This window comes from Vallitalea pronyensis (assembly GCF_018141445.1).
Taxonomy (GTDB): domain Bacteria; phylum Bacillota; class Clostridia; order Lachnospirales; family Vallitaleaceae; genus Vallitalea; species Vallitalea pronyensis.
Map to the genome: position 1 here is coordinate 2,298,882 of NZ_CP058649.1, position 13,590 is coordinate 2,312,471.

Below are 13,590 nucleotides of genomic sequence, written 5' to 3' on the forward strand. Positions count from 1 at the left end.
ATGATTTAAGGAGGAAAACAATTGAAAGAAATGAAGACTCTCATCATCTGTGCTTCTTACCATCATAAGAATACAATGAACATAGGTAAAAAAATGGCTGAAGTATTGGATGCAACGATTATTGAACCAAAAGACTTTCATGAGGACATGTTGAATCGTTATGGGTTAATCGGTTTTGGCTCAGGTATTTATAACGGAAAACACCATAAGAGCATACTGGCATTAGCTAATCAAATGAAAGAGCAACAGCATAAACATGCCTTTGTTTTTTCAACATCAACGATACCTGCAAAAACCATGCATAAAGCAATGAATGACATACTCACAGAAAAAGGGTTCAAAATCATTGGACAGTTTTCATGTAAGGGTTTTATGAACTATAGCTTTTCGAAGTATATCTTTGGAGGGTTAAACAAAGGCAGACCCAATAAAAGAGATTATATAGATGCAATGAATTTTGCTAAAAAGATAAAAGCCTACCAAAGTGATAACGGGGAGAAATAACCTAGTCCGTCATGTGGTGATCATGGGCTTTGAAAAAAAACTAAATAATAAAACAACAATGGACCATACCGCAAAATAGTCAATCCTATTTGGTGGTGTGGTTTTTTGAGGAACAGTCAAAATAAAAAGGTGAAAAGGTGTTGCTATCATCTGCAAACTGTAGTATAATGAAGTTAACATTGATATCGAAATTCGATAACGAAATACGATAGGAGGTTTGATTTTGAAAAATTATGTCAGTAAACGATTATTTCAGGGGTTGATATGCATTCATATCTTGCACCATGCCAATAAAGAACCTTTTTATGGTAGTTGGATGTTGGAAGAGTTATCGGAGCATGGTTATACCTTGAGCCCTGGAACACTCTATCCCATACTTCACAGCCTTGAGAAGGAAGGCTTTATCAAGCACTTTGATAAAAATGTGAATGGTAAAATCAGAAAGTATTACACCATTACAGAAATGGGTAAAGAACAGTTGATGGAATCCAAAAAATATGTATCCGAATTAGTAGCTGAAATAGGTATTATCTAGGAGGGGCGAAGATGTTTGAATTTAAAGATGTCAGGTATAAGGATATTATTGATATACCATCCTTAGTCATTAAAAAGGGTGAGATAACAACATTAATTGGTGAAAGCGGTGGTGGCAAGACCACCATCTTACGATTACTGAATAAGATGATTTCCCCTACCCATGGCGAGATTATGTTTGATGGTAAGCCTCTAACACGTATTCATACCATAACGCACCGACAGCAAGTCACCATGTTATCTCAGAATCCTATTGTCTTTGATGGCAATATTAAGGAAAATCTAACGGCGGGTTTTCGTTTTCAAGAAAAACCGTTACCTGATGATACTCTGCTAAAACAGGTATTGGATAGCATTCAATTAAAGAAAAAACTGACGGATTCAACAGATCGTCTATCAGGTGGTGAAAAACAGCGTTTAACCCTAGGGAGGGTTTTGCTCCTTGATTCACCGATCTATTTATTGGATGAGCCTTCGTCAGCATTAGATGATAGTACAGAGGAATTAATCATTGAGATGTTCTATGGATTTGTTAAAGAAAATCACAAAACGCTTGTTATGGTGACACACTCGAAAGAAATAGCCTACAAGTATTCAGATTCAATGATAAGAATTGAAAACGGTAGATGCGTATCGGAGGGAGAATAATGAAGGGTATTATTGATTTATCAGTTATACAAGTAGCATTGGCATATATATTTGTCGTCTTTGTACTGATTGTTGTGAAACGACGTGGTATTCATCGAGAAAAGGAAATCATCGTGTCATCCATTCGCATGACATTGCAACTTATCTTAACAGGGTATGTTCTACAGTTTGTTTTCGATAATCCTAATGCATTCATCACCATAGGTATTATTATCTTAATGGAGCTGTTTGCCATTTATACCATCTTCAAAAAATTTAAGGGCAAACTATCCCATCCATTAAAAAAAGTGATTGCAGTGGCTATGAGCATAGGGACATTTTCCTGTATTGTATATTTTCTGCTGGTTGTTATACGGATTAACCCTTGGTTCGACCCACGCTATTTTATACCCATAGCAGGGATGTTGATTGGTAATTCCATGACAGGGATTTCATTAGGTATCCATTCTTTAATTGAAGGCATGACCGTTAAAAGGGCTATTATTGAAGAAGCATTAATCTTGGGCGCCACACCTCAAAAGGCTTCAAGAACGGTCATTAACAATGCTTTTGATGCAGCTATTCTTCCTACCATTAATTCCATGGTCGGTATGGGCATTATCTTTTTACCAGGGATGATGACAGGACAGATATTAGGTGGCGCAGACCCAACCACGGCAATTGCTTATCAAATAGCCATCATGCTGGGTATTTTGGGGTCAGTAGCGTTGACAGTGGTTATTATGCTGAAGTTAAGCCACAGTACATTTTTTAATGATGAAAGTCAATTAATATAGAAACCTTGTTTCATGCTGCAATCATTGTCGTGGTGATTGGTACCCAGAAAGGGTAACCCCTGTATCCTGTTATTATCGATATAATGGAGCTGTTACAGTAGCCAAGACGGCCACGTAGTGCCTTCTGCTCCAACAGCCTTATTATCTAAGATATTAACACGATAGAGGGGCTTTTTCTAATGAAACATGACCTTAAGGTGATGTTTTTTGCCTCGTTTAATAATGAGATGGTCATCTTGCAGGTCATTCAGGGTTAGGATGTGATCAGCCTGGGGGATTTTCTCCCCATTGACGGAAATACCACCCTGAGTAATAAGCCGCCTAGCCTCTGATTTAGAAGGTACAAAACCTGTAGTAAACAATAAGTCGATCAGTGCCACACCGTTCATAATAAGGGATTTATCTTGTTGACATTTAGGCATATGTTTGGATGACGATTTTCTCCCAAATAGCTCTTTGGCAGTTTGTAGGGCTAAGTTCGCTTCCTTTTCGCCATGGACCAATTTTGTAATTTCAAAAGCCATAAGAGCCTTCGCTTTACGAATGTCTTTATCACATATGGCTATGATGTCTTCTAGAGGTACATGTGTGAACAGTCGTAACAGCATTTCGGTATCACAATCATCCACATTGTAAAAGTATTGGTAAAAATCGAAAACCGTTGTTTTCTCTCGAGCTACCCATAAGGTACCCGATTCTGTCTTGCCCATTTTATTGCCTTCTCGTGTCATAAGCAGAGGGCAGGTTAAGCCAAACATAGGTCCATGAGCCTCGTCATTGGAGAAACGCTGCTTCCGCCCTAGGTTTGTTCCAGCTACAATATTTCCCCATTGGTCACTACCACCAATCTGTAAGGTACACCCATATGTTTTATGAAGATGTACAAAATCGTAAGATTGCATTAACATATAACTCATTTCCAGAAATGTTAAACCACCTTCTTTTAATCGATTGGCATAAGCGTCAGCTTGCAGCATGGTGTTCACATTAAAGTGAATACCAATATCACGCATGAAATCGACAAAATTGTATGGATTAATCCAGTCTGCATTATTAAGTATAAGGGCAGGATTATCCCCATCTGTACGTATAAAGCGACTGGCTAGAATCCGCACTTCCTCTACATTATGAGCTACCTGTTCTTTTGTCAGCATTTTACGCATGTCGCTTTTACCACTAGGATCACCAATAAGTGCAGTTGCCCCGCCAATGACTAAGATACCTTGATGACCTGCATCTTGTAAGTAACGAAACATCATCAGTGCAAAAAAGTGACCAATATGCAAACTATCGGCAGTAGGGTCTATGCCTAAGTAAAAGGTAATCGGGTGTTGACCATTCAGAGCTTCTATAATCTCTTGTTCATGGGTTGCTTGGTAAATGTAACCTCTTTCTTTTAATACGTCAAATACATGTTTCATGGTATAGCCTCCTTATAATAAAATACAATAAATGTGTCCTTAACTTCGGCCAAAGTTAAATGCATCTAAACAAATAAAAAACTCCCGTCCTTATAAAAAAGGACGAGAGTAACAATCACGTGGTACCACCTTCATTCATTGCTGCCTTACGGCAACAACCTTAACAAGCACGCTGATGAATCATGGTTCAAAAGGATGCCCTGGTAGGATAACGTCTACCAAGCGTCACTAGTCTACTCATACCTATAGGTCTTTCGATAGGAAACTCAAAGAGGTATTCACATTAGCTTGTTTGAAGCCTTTCACCAACCGGCTACTCTCTGTAAAACGTTGCTAATCTTACTATTTCTTATCATCGTTTTTGCATCAATATGATGTTTTTCAAAATGTTGCTTATGATTATATGCCAATGTTTTATGTTTGTCAAGGTGTTTTTTTAACTTAATTATCTATATGCCATACAGTTGTAAAAGGTGCCTTGCGATGCTGTCATATATGATTATAATTCTTTAATTAAAATTAAGACTTAGCCCTATATACATGACAAATTTAAGGGAATGCTATAAAATAGAAGTAAGTTATAAGCCAGTTTTACAAATCTTACCATTTGGAAGAAATCCGTTAAAGCTGGGAACTATAAGGGAGGGTCACATATGAATCAAGGTAAAGTACTTATCATTTATTATTCGTTAACAGGCAATACAAAATTAATGGCTGAAGAGATAGCAAAAATTACCGGAGGTGATGTATTACAATTGAAGCCTAAGAACAGCGATGTGAAGCCAAAGGGTTTTATGAAGTTTGTATGGGGTGGAAGACAAGTCAAGATGGGGAGTATGCCAGAATTGATGCCCTATGATGATAACTTTGACCAATATGAAACAATCATTTTAGGCACACCCGTATGGGCAAGTCGTTATGTGCCTGTTTTTCACACTTTCTTATCGGAACAAAAGATAAAAAATAAAAAGATTGCGATGTTTTGTTGCCAGGCAGGTGGTAGTGATGGAAAGACTTTTGGTAAGATGAAGGGAATGTTAGAAGGCAATGATTTTATAGGTGAAATAGCCCTGCAAGATCCTCAAAAGAAGGGTTTAGAAACAGCTTATGAGAGAATAAGGTCTTGGATTGGGGATATATTAGCTTAGGCACTCATCTTTTATAAATTTTGTATCGAATTATACCACAAGTTATGGTATATTATTAATTATATTTGTAGGATAAGGTAGATGTAAAGGGGTATGTCAACATAACCACCATATGGTAAACATGGCAGGTCTAAGGAGAACGATTGAATGATTGAAAAAGTATACAACTACACAAAAGAAGCTACAGATTTATTTGAAAAGATTATTGAGCGAGAGGACATGCGCCTCAACCATGTGATTATTCAGCCAGATAAATATTTCCCAAAACACCCAACAGATGCTGAGGTATGTATCATTATTATAAAAGGTCATTTAGATATAACACTAGCCAATCAGGAAAAAATGACCTACAACTCAGGACAGGTTGTGGAGGTACCCAAAGGTATTCCCTCCATTCTGGGAAATGGTTCCCAAGAACCTGTAGAGTTATTTGTTATTAAACGCTAAGGACATAAAAATTTGACAAAAGGAAGTGGTGTTATATGAAACATACGCTGATACAAAATGGTTATATCATAACCATGAATCCTAACAAGGATGTTTATGCAAAAGCAGATATACTCATTGAAGATGATCATATTAAAGAAATTGGTCATGTGGATAGAAGTCAGATAAGCCCAGATGCTGATATACTGGATGCAGCAGGTAAAATTGTCATGCCTGGACTTGTGAATACCCATGTTCATTTATCACAGCAGTTAGCAAGGGGCTTAGCTGATGATGTGGACCTTTTAACCTGGTTAAGAGAACGTATTTGGCCTTATGAAAGTGAAATGACCCTAGAGGATTCCTATATATCTTCTTTAGCTTGCTGCACAGAGCTCATTCGTTCTGGTGTTACATGTTTTGCAGAAGCTGGTGGTCAAGAAGTAGATGGTATGGGAAGGGCAGTTACTGAAGCAGGGCTGAGAGGTATTCTTTGTCGTTCAACCATGGACCAAGGTGAAGGTTTACCCACAAAATGGCAGGAATCCACGGATACAAGTTTGGATAAACAGATTGCTTTGTATAACAAATGGCACAACCAGGCGGAAGGACGTATCCGTTATTGGTTTGGTATTCGGACCATGTTTAATGCCAGTGATGAACTGATGGTCAGAACCAAGGAACTGGCAGATAAGTATCATGTAGGCATTCATATGCATGTGGCAGAAATAGAAGAGGAGATTCGGTTTGCAAAAGCCTCAAGAGGGGCTAGTACCGTGGAACATTTGGCGAATCTCGGCATTCTAGATCGTAATTTATTAGCTGTTCACACCGTATGGCTTACAGATCGGGAGATTGACTTCTTTAAACTGTACGATGTAAAAGTATCCCATAATCCAGGTGCCGCGATGAAGGTTGTATTAGGTTTTGCACGCATTCCAGAAATGCTGCAAAAAGGGATACCTGTATCCATTGGTACAGATGGTGCGCCTTCTAATAACCGAATGGATATGATGGATGAGATGTATCTCACCTCATTGATTCACAAAGGCAGAACCCTTGACCCCAAGGTAGTACCTGCTGAACAGGTCATGGAGATGGCCACCATGAATGGTGCCAAATCCCTTCTATGGGATGATGAAATAGGTAGTCTAGAAGTCAATAAAAAAGCAGATTTAATTATACTTGACCCTCATGCCATTGGTTCCATACCCCTTCATGACCCTGTTGCCAACGTGGTATATGGTATGCATGCATCCAATGTCACCTATTCCATGTGTAACGGTAAATGGTTAATGAAAGAGAAGCAGTTAATGACCATCGATGAAGAAAAAGTGTTATATGATGCAAGAAAACATGGGGATGAGATTGTGAAGCGAGCAGGCATTACATTACCCCATCGTATGAAACCATGTGAATAATACATGGGAGTCATGCATGCAAAAGAAAACAAAGACGGTTTGTGAATAAAATCACAAAATAGCCTCACCAATCTTTTTCATGGTATGATGTATCAAGCATAGCATTAGAATAATGTTTCTTGGAAAGGCTCAATACAATCAGGATGCTCATTTTTAGGTGAGTTAACCAAAGACGATACACCATAAGCTTTCATCAGATGGCTTGGAAATGGTTTCAAAAGGGATTTTAGATAAACAGGGTCTTTAATCTGTGAATCCAGCCATTGCTGTTCACTTGCTTCATCTAGGATAACAGGCATACGATCATGAATGGAAGTCATCAATGTATTGGGTTGGGTTGTAATAATGGTACAGGTACTTATTTTTTCACCGGCTTGATTATAATATACACTGTATAGTCCAGCCATGGTGAAGAGTTTTTTATCCTTTAAATGGATAAACATGGGTGTTTTATGACGTCCATTTTTTTTCCATTCATAGAAACCATTGGATAAGATTAAACAACGTCTTTGCAAGAAACCATAGCGATAAGCTGGCTTTGTGTCAATGGATTCGCTTCTTGCATTAATCATTTTATAACCTATTTTTTCATCCTTAGCCCAAGAAGGTATATAGCCCCATTTTAAATAGCCAACACGTGCTTGTTGGCGATGGTCAATGACAGAGAGAACCGGCTGACTGGGTGCAATGTTATAACGTGGTTCATATTGGTGATGATCGGGCAAATCCTCTATATGAAATCGACCTTTTAGAATATCCATTAATACTTTAAAATCAAGGGTAAGAACAAAACGGCCACACATACACATACCTTCCTTCTATTGGATTAACAGCATGGAGTTCACCTACTATTATAGCAAATAATGTAATGCAGATAAACAGCTTGTTTATGCATGATGTTTATCTAGAAGTCTACACCAAAGCATAAGGGAGTCATACATCATGATGAAAAAGTACTTACAAACCATAACTAGGGAATACAAAGCCATGCTGTCCGATTTCCGTTGGAGCTATATGCGCTTTATTAAATATCAGCTCATCACCAAATTTCTTATTGGTATTATTATGGTGCCTGCTTTCAAAATTATTCTAAGTTATATCTTAAGAAGTCAAGGGAGGACTAGTGTGTATAATGGGTTATTGTTAAAATACCTTGTCACACCACAAGGGGTAGTATCCATTATTGTCACATTATTATTAGCCATTTCGGTGGTACTCATTGAACTTGGCGGGTTAATTATTATCAGTCATCAAGTGTATAACAAGGAAAAAGAAAGTCGTTATGATACCATTGTGTTGGCTGCCCTTAAGCATTTTAAGAATTTATTGGGGGTCGGGGGGTTATTGATTCTATTTTATGTGTTAATCCTAACACCATGGTTAGATATTGGTTATCAGACCAGTTTAATCACTACCATTGAAATCCCAGGTTTTATCTTGGATTACATTGGTCAAAATGATCTCTTATGGGTTTTTCATGGTGTTTTATTTGTGATCCTCATTGTGTTATCCATTCTATGGGGATTTTCATTACATTTGATTATGTTCCATAATATGCCAGCCTTAAAAGCGATTAAATTAAGTAAGCAAATGGTGGTAACACATTGGAAGAAGTTAATGGGTTTAACCATTGGTGTGAATGCTTTGCTCCTTTTATTAGCAGTTGTTTTTTTTATTGTAATCTGTATGATTGGTGTAGGTGTGTTGTTAGTATTTGATATCCGGGCGGATATCCCTGATGTTATATTTGCTGGTTTTGTAGGGTTGATTGTGGTATATATTTTTGCTGTCAGCTTTATCGTGCTTCCCATTGAAGTGCACCTATTCACACGTTTATATTATGGTATATCCGAAAGAACAGCAAAACCCCTTAATCTTAAATCCAAGAAAATGCATACCAGTAAACTGGATACATGGTTATCAAAACCTAAGGTTATTACCAGTATGATTATAGCAGGTATGCTTATTGCTACGGTTATTACAACGGTTATTTTATATGATATGGATGAGGTAACAATCGATGTACATGTAACGGCTCATCGTGGCAGTTCAGTGAATGCCCCTGAGAATACGTTAGCAGCTATTAAAGTTGCCATGGCACATGAAGCTGACTTTGTAGAAATCGATGTACAACGAACCAAAGACCATCAACTAATCTTATTACATGATCGGAGTTTCAAACGCACAACGGGTGTGGCTGGCTTACCTGCTGAGATGACCCTTGAAGAAATTAAGAAGCTGGATGCTGGTAGTTGGTTTGATGAGGCCTATGCAGGTGAAAAAGTGCCAACCCTCCAAGAGGTCATTGAATTAACCAAGGGTCATATTGGATTAAACATTGAGTTAAAAGGCAAAGGTGATGATGAAAATTTCATCAGACAAGTCATTCATACCATAAAAGAAAATAACCTAATGGAATCCTGTGTGGTTACATCTTTAGATTATAACATGATACAACGGGTAGAAGCACTTGAACCACAGATTAAAACAGGCTATATCATGTATGTTGCGTTAGGTGATTTGCAAGATATCCATGTTGATTTTTATAGTGTTGAAATGACCAATGTGAATGAAAAATTTATAGCTAATGCTCATCTATTGGGACGTGAGGTGCATGTTTGGACCGTTAATAACAAAAGTGATATGGAAGCCATGGTATTATTGGGTGTGGATAATATCATAACGGATTATGATGCAGTACTAAGAGAAATCATTGAACAATTAAATGAAGACCAATGGACCAGCTTTATTGATGGTGTCATCTCTTCCACTTTGTAAGGATGAGACTGCACCTTATTTTTTTGAACTTTTTGGAGAAGCTAATAGAGAATAAGTCAATGAGGTGAAAAGGATGAATAAGAAGCAGGTAATCGCTGTATTGAAAGAGATTGGGTTATTGTTAGAAGTAAAAGGTGAAAGTTATTTTAAATCAAAAGCCTACTATGATGCTGCCAGAACATTGGAAAAAATGGAAGACGACATTGAAGACCTTGTTAGGGAAAGACGCCTAGAAACCATCAAAGGCATTGGTAAAGCCCTTAATCAAAAAATTACAGAATTAGTGACAACAGGGGAATTAGCCTACTATAACCGTTTGAAAGCCTCTATTCCTGAAGGGCTTGTTCAGATGCTTCGAATTGATGGGTTGGGACCTAAAAAGATTATGACACTGTATGATAAATTAGGTATTGCTACAGTGGAAGAGCTGACAAAGGCTTGTCAGGAGAATAAGCTAACAGGATTACCCGGCTTTAGCCGAAAAACCCAGGAGAAAATATTAGAAGGTATTGAACGTCTGCAAGATTATGATGAACGGTTTCATTATCCAGTAGGGCATCTTATTGGACGGGATTTACTCAAACACATGCAGGAATCGGGGTCTGTTATACGATGTGATATCGCAGGCAGCTTAAGACGTAAGCATGAAATTATCAAGGATATCGATATCCTTGCAAGCAGTCATGAACCTGCCAAAACCATGGAAGCATTTGTGGCACACCCTTATGTAGAAGGCATTATTGGACAAGGGGATACCAAGACAAGCGTTCTTTTGCAAAATGGTATCAAGGCTGACCTAAGAGTTGTGAGTGATGAACAATACCCTTATGCCCTGCATCATTTTACAGGTAGTAAAGATCATAATGCTGCCCTCAGACATATAGCAAAACAAGAAGGGTTAAAAATGAATGAATACGGTATATTTCGAGGAGAAAATCTGATACCCTGCACCAATGAAAAGGAAATTTTTAGGGTTTTCCAGATGGATTATATTCCCCCAGAGCTTCGAGAGAACCATGGTGAACTTGAAGCAGCACAAGCACATACGTTACCTCATCTGGTTGAGGGAAGTGATATAAAAGGCATTATTCATGTCCATTCTCAATATAGTGATGGAAATGCTACCATAGAAGAATTAGTAAAAGGCTGTATGTCAAAAGGGTATCACTACCTTGGTATATCGGACCATAGTCAAACGGCTGTTTATGCAGGTGGACTCACAGTAGAACAATTAAAAAGACAACATGAGGAAATTGATCGCTTAAACGAGCAATACAGGGATTTTAAAATATTTAAAGGTATTGAATCCGACATTTTATTAGATGGTGCATTGGATTATCCGGACACCATTCTTGAATCTTTGGACTTTGTCATTGGTTCTATCCATAGTGCTTTTAACATGACAGAAGAAAAGATGACAAAACGTATGATGGAAGCTGTACAGAACCCTTATATGACCATATGGGGTCATCCAACAGGCCGTTTATTACTCAGAAGGGAAGGCTATAAATTAGATGTTAAAAAAATCATTGAAGCATGCATAGCCCATGAAGTGATCATTGAAATTAATGCGAACCCTTATCGTCTGGATATGGATTGGCGTTACATGAAGTGGGCCAAGGAACAAGGTGCTCGCTTTATTATATCGCCAGATGCTCACAGTATAAAAGAGCTGGATTATATGAATTATGGTATTCAAGTAGCAAGAAAAGGATGGTTGGAAAAAGATAACATTATCAATACACGTCATCAAGATAATGTGTGGCAATAAGCATGCATGTTATAAAGTCCACATGTGTTTCATGATTCTTTAAACGATTAGCTATCAAGGCTTTGATTGTTAAATTGTACTTTGAAAGTTGACTTGGGTTTATTATTTAATGTAAAATTAATGGTATAATATCCTTCAATACATTATAATAAACAGTACATTTCACTGTATGGCATAGGATAAGTGATTAACCATTATGCATAGCATAAACGATACAATTATAAAAATGGCTTAAACAATAAAATACGAATACATTGTAAGCAATAGCCAACGGCATAGAATAAAAATGTGAAAAGGACCTAAGGAGTTGATGGCGTGACAAAATCAAAATGTTTGATTTGTGGTATGACAATTAACAACAAGAATTATCAATTGAATGCTTCCACATTCACAGATGAAAATACAGATCAGCTGATTCTGCGCTGCCCATTTTGTGGGGCAATGGAAACACATTTAGGTAGCCAAGATGAACATGTTTACGCAGCAGAGGGTCATTCTTATAAAGTTCAAAAAATATTAGATATGGCCATGAAATTAGAAGTATTCAACAGCGAATTCTATGAAGAAGCCAGTAAACAGGCCAAGTCCAAGGATTTGCATGTGTTGTTTCAAGAACTTAGTAAAATCGAATGGATGCATGCAAGCGTACATAAAATACTGGGTGGATTTGATGCATTACCATCGTTAAGGTTACCGGATTATTCAAGGCATCATACCGACGCATTGTTATTAGCAGAAGCACATAAAAGAGAAATCCATGCCATAGCCTTTTATAAACGGTACTATGATCAAGTACCTGAAGTCATCCAGAAGATTTTTAGAGGCTTGATGGAAGTGGAGACAGAACATGTTAAAATCACAGAGATACAAGCTAAGGGGGATTAAAATGGCCATATTGTTGTATGGTGTCGGGGGGATTATCATAGTGGCTCATTTTATTATGGGCATTCAAACAGGTTCCTTAACGGCGTTCTTAGCAGTGAATGCTACTGGATTTGCAAAAGCGCTTATTTTCTTTGCATTAGGAAAAATCTTAATCAATCAAGAAGATATAAGAGCAGACTTACGTATTGTAGAGAATAACCAAAGACCGGTAAATGTTAGTCATGCATTGAATACATGTAATCATTGTCATAAAAAATATGATTCCGCATTGGTTTCATGTCCATATTGCGGCTATCGTGAATAATATAATGGTATAATCTTATTATGTAGAAATGTCGATATCTTTCTTACAATGATGTAAGGTTGTCCTCTAATATGTAAGATAATTGAATGGTATGTGCGTATAAATATACGTATACTATATGTATAATAAGCAAAGGGGGAATGATGATGGATATGATTATTAAACTGATGAAATATGCTCTGTTTACCGGTATTGCCATGTTGATAGGGTACTTTATATTACGTATAATGAATGGTGATTTGAAAGATGGAGATAATGAGCAGTACAATTAAATGTAAGCAATTAGACCATGTGATGATTAGAGGACATCAATAAAACCACAAAATCTTTAATGAAGATTGCGTGGTTTTTTATTATGATCATTAATGTATAATCCTCTTTATAGCGTTGACAAATAAATGTTTTTAGAGTATAATGCAATAAAACATAAATATCCATTATTAATATAACATAAAAAAAGATTGGTGTCAAGGCTTTTTAAGAAAAAAGTTTGAAAAGTTTGGAGGGAGTATATGAAATTACCACTTATTATTCAGGAGAGTGCAAGAGAAAAGCAAGTTCAGGACATTGTAGCATTGAATGAGATGACAAGGGCATATGGGTTAGTGCTTTCGTCTCACCAAGTGATGCAATTGATAGAAGAGAGAAATCGTTTACTAAAGGGGCATGGGCGTATTGAGTTGGGAAATGAGGTAATGAAAAAATTAATTGATTATTTCTATATGTCGCCGTTTATTGAACAAGATGACTATATGCTAACCTTAATGGCATTACAAGACGTATTTTACTATATGAAGAATGAGACAGAGGATCAAATCAGCGATGATGAATTGTTAGACATTATCAAAGATTTTTTTGAAAATAATTGCCGAGGTTCCATTGACTTGTTACAAGGCAGGGAAATCGAAAACTTTACTCGACATCAACGTATTCAGTATCAATGGGATGAATTCTATAGAGGAGGGAAGTGACTG

Annotated in this window: 14 protein-coding genes and 1 other annotated feature; of the genes, 12 read left to right on the top strand and 2 right to left on the bottom strand. The window is 37.2% G+C overall.

From position 1 onward, the window contains the following. Positions 1-30 precede the first annotated feature (30 nt). From HZI73_RS09405 to HZI73_RS09420, 4 genes are all read left to right on the top strand, one after another. A complete protein-coding gene (locus HZI73_RS09405; RefSeq protein WP_212698743.1) occupies positions 31-504 on the top strand; it encodes a flavodoxin family protein in 474 nt (157 codons plus the stop codon). 223 nt (positions 505-727) lie between these two features. After that, positions 728-1,039 carry a PadR family transcriptional regulator gene (locus HZI73_RS09410; protein WP_212697993.1) on the top strand — a complete coding sequence of 104 codons (312 nt, stop codon included), beginning with the start codon at positions 728-730 and terminating at the stop codon, positions 1,037-1,039. Between the two features lie 11 nt (positions 1,040-1,050). Continuing rightward, positions 1,051-1,686 (top strand): ABC transporter ATP-binding protein, encoded by a 636-nt coding sequence (locus HZI73_RS09415; RefSeq protein ID WP_212697994.1) that lies wholly within the window; start codon positions 1,051-1,053, stop codon positions 1,684-1,686. After that, complete coding sequence (locus HZI73_RS09420; protein WP_212697995.1) at positions 1,686-2,462, top strand: ABC transporter permease; 777 nt, start codon at positions 1,686-1,688, stop codon at positions 2,460-2,462. The genes HZI73_RS09415 and HZI73_RS09420 overlap by 1 nt, the downstream gene beginning before the upstream one ends. A 176-nt stretch (positions 2,463-2,638) precedes the next feature. Here the strand turns inward: HZI73_RS09420 and tyrS are convergent, their stop codons facing one another. Continuing rightward, complete coding sequence (tyrS, locus tag HZI73_RS09425; protein ID WP_212697996.1) at positions 2,639-3,883, bottom strand: tyrosine--tRNA ligase; 1,245 nt, start codon at positions 3,881-3,883, stop codon at positions 2,639-2,641. Between the two features lie 95 nt (positions 3,884-3,978). Further along, positions 3,979-4,248, bottom strand: a binding site (T-box leader). Positions 4,249-4,536: 288 nt separating this feature from the next. On the opposite strand from tyrS, the gene HZI73_RS09430 reads away from it, so the two are divergent. The 3 genes from HZI73_RS09430 (at position 4,537) to HZI73_RS09440 (ending at position 6,878) form a co-directional block, all read left to right on the top strand. Next, on the top strand, positions 4,537-5,031 hold the full coding sequence (locus HZI73_RS09430) for a flavodoxin family protein (RefSeq protein WP_212697997.1): 495 nt from the start codon (positions 4,537-4,539) through the stop codon (positions 5,029-5,031). A 147-nt stretch (positions 5,032-5,178) separates the two neighbouring features. Continuing rightward, positions 5,179-5,478, top strand: a complete 300-nt coding sequence (locus HZI73_RS09435; protein WP_212697998.1) for a cupin domain-containing protein — start codon at positions 5,179-5,181, stop codon at positions 5,476-5,478. 35 nt (positions 5,479-5,513) lie between these two features. Further along, a complete protein-coding gene (locus HZI73_RS09440) occupies positions 5,514-6,878 on the top strand; it encodes an amidohydrolase (RefSeq protein ID WP_212697999.1) in 1,365 nt (454 codons plus the stop codon). 104 nt (positions 6,879-6,982) lie between these two features. Here the strand turns inward: HZI73_RS09440 and HZI73_RS09445 are convergent, their stop codons facing one another. Then, positions 6,983-7,681, bottom strand: coding sequence for an SOS response-associated peptidase (locus HZI73_RS09445; protein WP_212698000.1), 699 nt, complete (start codon positions 7,679-7,681; stop codon positions 6,983-6,985). A 139-nt stretch (positions 7,682-7,820) separates the two neighbouring features. On the opposite strand from HZI73_RS09445, the gene HZI73_RS09450 reads away from it, so the two are divergent. The 5 genes from HZI73_RS09450 to HZI73_RS09470 all read left to right on the top strand — a co-directional run bounded on the left by HZI73_RS09450 (position 7,821) and on the right by HZI73_RS09470 (position 13,587). Next, positions 7,821-9,656, top strand: coding sequence for a glycerophosphodiester phosphodiesterase (locus HZI73_RS09450; protein WP_212698001.1), 1,836 nt, complete (start codon positions 7,821-7,823; stop codon positions 9,654-9,656). A 73-nt stretch (positions 9,657-9,729) separates the two neighbouring features. Next, positions 9,730-11,427, top strand: coding sequence for a DNA polymerase/3'-5' exonuclease PolX (gene polX, locus HZI73_RS09455; RefSeq protein WP_212698002.1), 1,698 nt, complete (start codon positions 9,730-9,732; stop codon positions 11,425-11,427). Positions 11,428-11,742: 315 nt separating this feature from the next. Beyond that, positions 11,743-12,312: a ferritin family protein gene (locus HZI73_RS09460; RefSeq protein WP_246552435.1), complete on the top strand. Its 570-nt coding sequence runs from the start codon at positions 11,743-11,745 to the stop codon at positions 12,310-12,312. Between the two features lies 1 nt (position 12,313). Beyond that, positions 12,314-12,616, top strand: a complete 303-nt coding sequence (locus tag HZI73_RS09465; RefSeq protein ID WP_212698003.1) for a hypothetical protein — start codon at positions 12,314-12,316, stop codon at positions 12,614-12,616. A gap of 512 nt (positions 12,617-13,128) precedes the next feature. Then, positions 13,129-13,587, top strand: coding sequence for a DUF6323 family protein (locus HZI73_RS09470; protein ID WP_212698004.1), 459 nt, complete (start codon positions 13,129-13,131; stop codon positions 13,585-13,587). The last annotated feature ends 3 nt before the right edge of the window (positions 13,588-13,590 follow it).

Excerpts from the sequence above, each read along its gene's own strand:
- HZI73_RS09430 (WP_212697997.1), top strand. The coding sequence starts at position 4,537 with ATGAATCAAGGTAAAGTACTTATCATTTATTATTCGTTAACAGGCAAT.
- HZI73_RS09420 (WP_212697995.1), top strand. The coding sequence starts at position 1,686 with ATGAAGGGTATTATTGATTTATCAGTTATACAAGTAGCATTGGCATAT.
- HZI73_RS09415 (WP_212697994.1), top strand. The coding sequence starts at position 1,051 with ATGTTTGAATTTAAAGATGTCAGGTATAAGGATATTATTGATATACCA.
- HZI73_RS09405 (WP_212698743.1), top strand. The coding sequence starts at position 31 with ATGAAGACTCTCATCATCTGTGCTTCTTACCATCATAAGAATACAATG.
- HZI73_RS09440 (WP_212697999.1), top strand. The coding sequence starts at position 5,514 with ATGAAACATACGCTGATACAAAATGGTTATATCATAACCATGAATCCT.
- HZI73_RS09435 (WP_212697998.1), top strand. The coding sequence starts at position 5,179 with ATGATTGAAAAAGTATACAACTACACAAAAGAAGCTACAGATTTATTT.
- HZI73_RS09450 (WP_212698001.1), top strand. The coding sequence starts at position 7,821 with ATGATGAAAAAGTACTTACAAACCATAACTAGGGAATACAAAGCCATG.
- polX (WP_212698002.1), top strand. The coding sequence starts at position 9,730 with ATGAATAAGAAGCAGGTAATCGCTGTATTGAAAGAGATTGGGTTATTG.
- HZI73_RS09470 (WP_212698004.1), top strand. The coding sequence starts at position 13,129 with ATGAAATTACCACTTATTATTCAGGAGAGTGCAAGAGAAAAGCAAGTT.
- HZI73_RS09465 (WP_212698003.1), top strand. The coding sequence starts at position 12,314 with ATGGCCATATTGTTGTATGGTGTCGGGGGGATTATCATAGTGGCTCAT.
- HZI73_RS09445 (WP_212698000.1), bottom strand. The coding sequence starts at position 7,681 with ATGTGTGGCCGTTTTGTTCTTACCCTTGATTTTAAAGTATTAATGGAT.
- tyrS (WP_212697996.1), bottom strand. The coding sequence starts at position 3,883 with ATGAAACATGTATTTGACGTATTAAAAGAAAGAGGTTACATTTACCAA.